Annotated in this window: 4 protein-coding genes; all 4 read right to left on the bottom strand. The window is 71.0% G+C overall.

What is annotated here, in order from left to right; translation table 11 throughout:
- On the bottom strand, positions 1-1,132 hold a 1,132-nt coding region (locus tag HY703_12655), incomplete at its 3' end, for an acyl-CoA dehydrogenase family protein (GenBank protein MBI4546043.1).
- 19 nt (positions 1,133-1,151) lie between these two features.
- Positions 1,152-2,006 carry a 3-hydroxybutyryl-CoA dehydrogenase gene (locus HY703_12650; GenBank protein MBI4546042.1) on the bottom strand — a complete coding sequence of 285 codons (855 nt, stop codon included), beginning with the start codon at positions 2,004-2,006 and terminating at the stop codon, positions 1,152-1,154.
- Positions 2,003-2,938 (bottom strand): CPBP family intramembrane metalloprotease, encoded by a 936-nt coding sequence (locus HY703_12645; GenBank protein ID MBI4546041.1) that lies wholly within the window; start codon positions 2,936-2,938, stop codon positions 2,003-2,005. The genes HY703_12650 and HY703_12645 overlap by 4 nt, the downstream gene beginning before the upstream one ends.
- Positions 2,939-2,956: 18 nt before the next feature.
- On the bottom strand, positions 2,957-3,755 hold a 799-nt coding region (locus tag HY703_12640), incomplete at its 5' end, for an acetyl-CoA C-acyltransferase (protein MBI4546040.1).

The raw sequence follows: 3,755 nt of genomic DNA, 5'->3' as shown, positions 1-3,755 counted from the left end.
GGTAAAGCTCTCGCGCAATCACCACCCGCTGGATCTCGTTGCTGCCCTCGTAGATCTCCGTCGCCTTGGCGTCGCGCATGAGCTTCTCGACCGGGTAGTCGCGCATGTAGCCGTAGCCGCCAAAGACCTGGACCGCCTGGGTCGTGACCCACATGGCCGTCTCACTGGCGAATAGCTTGGCCATGGCGGACGCTGCTGTGGCCGGCGACGCGGCAGATTGTTGCACCAGCGCCCGCGCCGCCGCAACCCGCGTGGCCATGTCGGCCAGCTTGAACTGCAGGCCCTGGAACTCGCGGATCTTCTGGCCGAACTGCTCGCGCTCGCCGGCGTAGGCGAGGGCATGGTCCAGAGCCGCCTGCGCGATGCCTACGGCCTGCGCCGCAATGCCCAGCCGGCCCACGTCCAGCCCTTCCATCGCGTAGACAAAGCCCCGCGTCGGGTCACCCAGGACCGCGTCGCCATCGAGGCGGACGTCGCGCAAATGTAGGGTCACCACCTCGATGGGCCGCAGCCCCATGAGCTTCTCCCGCGCGCCGACCTCGTAGCCGGCGGCGTCGGTAGGCACGAGGAACAGGCCGATCCCCTTGGCTCCGCACCGCGCTTCCGGCGAGTCGGTCCGCGCCGCGACCAGGGCCAGCCCGGCTACGCCCCCGTTGCTCACCCACTTCTTTTCGCCACTGAGCACCCAGCCATCGCCGTCCCGCGCCGCCTGCGTCGTGAGCGCCGCCGCATCGGAACCCGCCTCCGCCTCGGACAGGGCGAAGCACGCCACGGCATCGCCGCGTGCCAGCCGTTCCAGCCAGCGGGTCTTCAGCGCCTCGCCGCCGTGGCGGAGCAGCAAGGTGACGGCAAAGGCGCTGTGGATGGAGAGCGTCAGGGCGATGGTCGGCTCGCCCCAGGCCAGCTCTTCCAGCGCGGCCAGGTAGGTGGGCAGGTCGAGGTCGAGGCCGCCGAACGCCTCGGGCGCCAGCATCCCGAAGAAGCCCAGCTCGCCAAGCTGCTTGAACACGGCCGGGTCCAGCGCCCGCTCCCGGTCCCAGCGCTCGACGTGCGGACGCAGCTCCGCCTCCGCGAACTCCCGCGCCAGTGCGCGAACCTGCTGCTGCTCCTCGCCGATGCCCCCGGCACTCATAGCGTTCTCCATTCCCGCCCTAGCCCTGGTACTCATAGAACCCCCGCCCCGTCTTCCGCCCCAACCACCCCGCGCTCACGTACTTCCGCAGCAGCGGGCAGGGCCGGTACTTGTCTTCGCCCAGGTCGCGGTGCAGCACCTCGAGGATCGCCAGGCAGGTGTCCAGCCCGATGAGGTCGGCGAGTGCGAGCGGGCCCAGCGGATGATTCATTCCCAGCCGCAAGACCGTGTCGATCGCCTCCGCGTCCGCCACCCCCTCCATGAGGCAGTACACCGCCTCGTTGATCATGGGCAGGAGCACCCGGTTGGAGACGAAGCCCGGGGAGTCGTTCACCTCGACCGGCTCCTTGCCCAGGCGACGCGCCAGCTCGATCACGGCGCTGGTAGTGACCTCCGACGTCTGCAGCCCCCGGATCACCTCGACCAGCTTCATCACCGGCGCCGGGTTCATGAAGTGCATGCCGACCACCCGCTCCGGCCGTGGCACGTGCCGGGCCAGCTCGGTGATCGAGATGGACGAAGTGTTGGACGCCAGCACCGCGTCCGGCAGCGCTGCACCCAGCTCGCCCAGCACCTGGACCTTGAGTTCGAGCTGCTCGGGCACCGCCTCGACGGCCAGCTCGGCCGGCGCCGCATCGGCTACGCGCGTAGCGGTGCGAATGCGCGCCAGCGTCGCTGCCTTCACGTCTTCCGGGAGTGCCCCCTTCCTGATCTGCCGGTCCAGGTTCGAGGCAATGGTCGCCAGTGCCACGCTCAGCCGCTCCTCGCTCACGTCCACGAGCACCACCTCGTGCCCGTGCTGCGCGAAGACGTGGGCGATCCCGTTGCCCATAGTCCCGCCGCCAATGACGGCCACGCGGCGGATGGCACTCATGCCGCCCGCCCCTTCGCCGCGGGCGCGAGCCTCGAGTCCACCAGAGGCTGCAGCGCGTGCATCTCGGGCGCCTCGCCCAGCCCCGGCAGGCGCCACACCGCCCAGATGGCGACCAGTGTGGCGACGGTGCCCGCCAGCCCACCCTCCGGGCCGAAGGCGCCCCCCGTGATCCAGCGCGGGCCAGCCGCGGCCGCGTCGTATAAGGGCGTATCGAACAGATCGAGGCCGCTGACCGGCAGGTCCAGTGGGCTGGCCAGCACCCAGTTCCACCCCAGGTGCAGCGCGCTGGCAAACCACAGGCTGCGCGTGCGCAGGTAGGCCAGGGAGAGGAGTACGCCGGCCAGGAAGATGTTGAGCAGAGCGAGCGGGCTCGCCTCGGGATTGGAGACGTGTACCAGCGCAAATCCTGCGCTGGCCAGCAGGGTTGCCAGCAGCGGCCCGACCCCCTCCACCAGCACCTGGAACGGGTAGCCGCGGAAGACCGCCTCCTCCGCGGCCGCGGCCGGCGCGAGCAGCAGCAGGCTGCCCGCCAGCGCCGCCAGGTACGCGGTGCTCGTGCCCGCCTCCTGCCGGTAGTGCAGTGCGCCGGCCGCAGTAAGCGAAGCCGCCACCGCGCCCAGGCTGACCACTCCCACGGCCAGGCCGCGCAGCAGCTCGCGGGGTGTGGCGGAGGTCCAGGCAAAGCCCAGTGCGCCTGGCGGCCGCCGGTCCAGCCTGGCCAGGAGCAGCCACCCCGCGCCCAGTGCGGCGGCAAGCAGCGCCAGTCCCTGCCAGAACAGCTCGAGGTGAAGGGGAGGCGGCGGCGCCAGCCTGACTAGGAACCTGGCCAGCAGCACCAGGGCCGTGAAGAGAACGACGAAGAGCAGGAGCCTCCAGCCGCTACGGAGCTTACCATGGGCGAGGAACAGCCGCTGCCGGGCGCCGGAGGGCATGGGCAGCCGCGTCCTCGCTCACACCCGCTCCACGGACAAGGCCACCGCATCGCCGCCGCCCAGGCAGAGCGTCGCCAGCCCTGTGCGCGCGCCGCGCGCCTTCATCGCGTAGAGCAGCGTGACCAGGATGCGCGCACCCGAGGCGCCAATGGGGTGGCCCAGCGCGACCGCGCCGCCGTGCACGTTGACCCGGTCCCAGTCCCAGCCCAACTCCTTGCCATCGGCCAGAGCTTGCACGGCGAAGGCCTCGTTGGCCTCGATCAGGTCGTAATCCCGGATCTGCTTCCCCTCCTTCTCCATGACCCGGCGCACCGCCCGCACCGGCGCAAAGAACAGTTCCCGCGGCGCCACTGCGCCAGAGGCGTAGGCGCTGATGCGCGCCAGGATGGGCAGCCCCTGCGCCTCCGCGTACTCCTGACTGGTCAGAACCAGCGCGGCGGCGCCGTCATTCATGCCCGGCGCATTGCCAGCCGTCACTACGGGCGCGGCCACCTCCTGGGGCAGGTCCTGGAGGAACGCGGGTGTCAGCCGCGCCAGCGCCTCGAGCGACGTGTCGCGGCGCGGCGACTCGTCCGTGTCCACTACCGTCGCGCCCTTGCGCCCCGGCGCCTCGACCGGCACGATCTCGTCCCGGAACAGCCCCTCGTCAATGGCGCGGATCGCCTTGCGCTGCGACTCCAGTGCGAACTCGTCCGCCTCCTCCCGCGTGATCCCCGCCTTCCACGCCGTGTACTCCGCGTGCCCGCCCATGTGGCACTCGCCGAACGAGCACCACAGCCCGTCATGGATCAGCCCGTCCACCACCTCCCGGCTGCCG

This window comes from Gemmatimonadota bacterium, assembly GCA_016209965.1.
Lineage (GTDB): Bacteria > Gemmatimonadota > Gemmatimonadetes > Longimicrobiales > RSA9 > JACQVE01.
The sequence above is the reverse complement of the archived record's forward strand: the minus strand, read 5'-3'. Positions and strand labels throughout refer to the sequence as shown.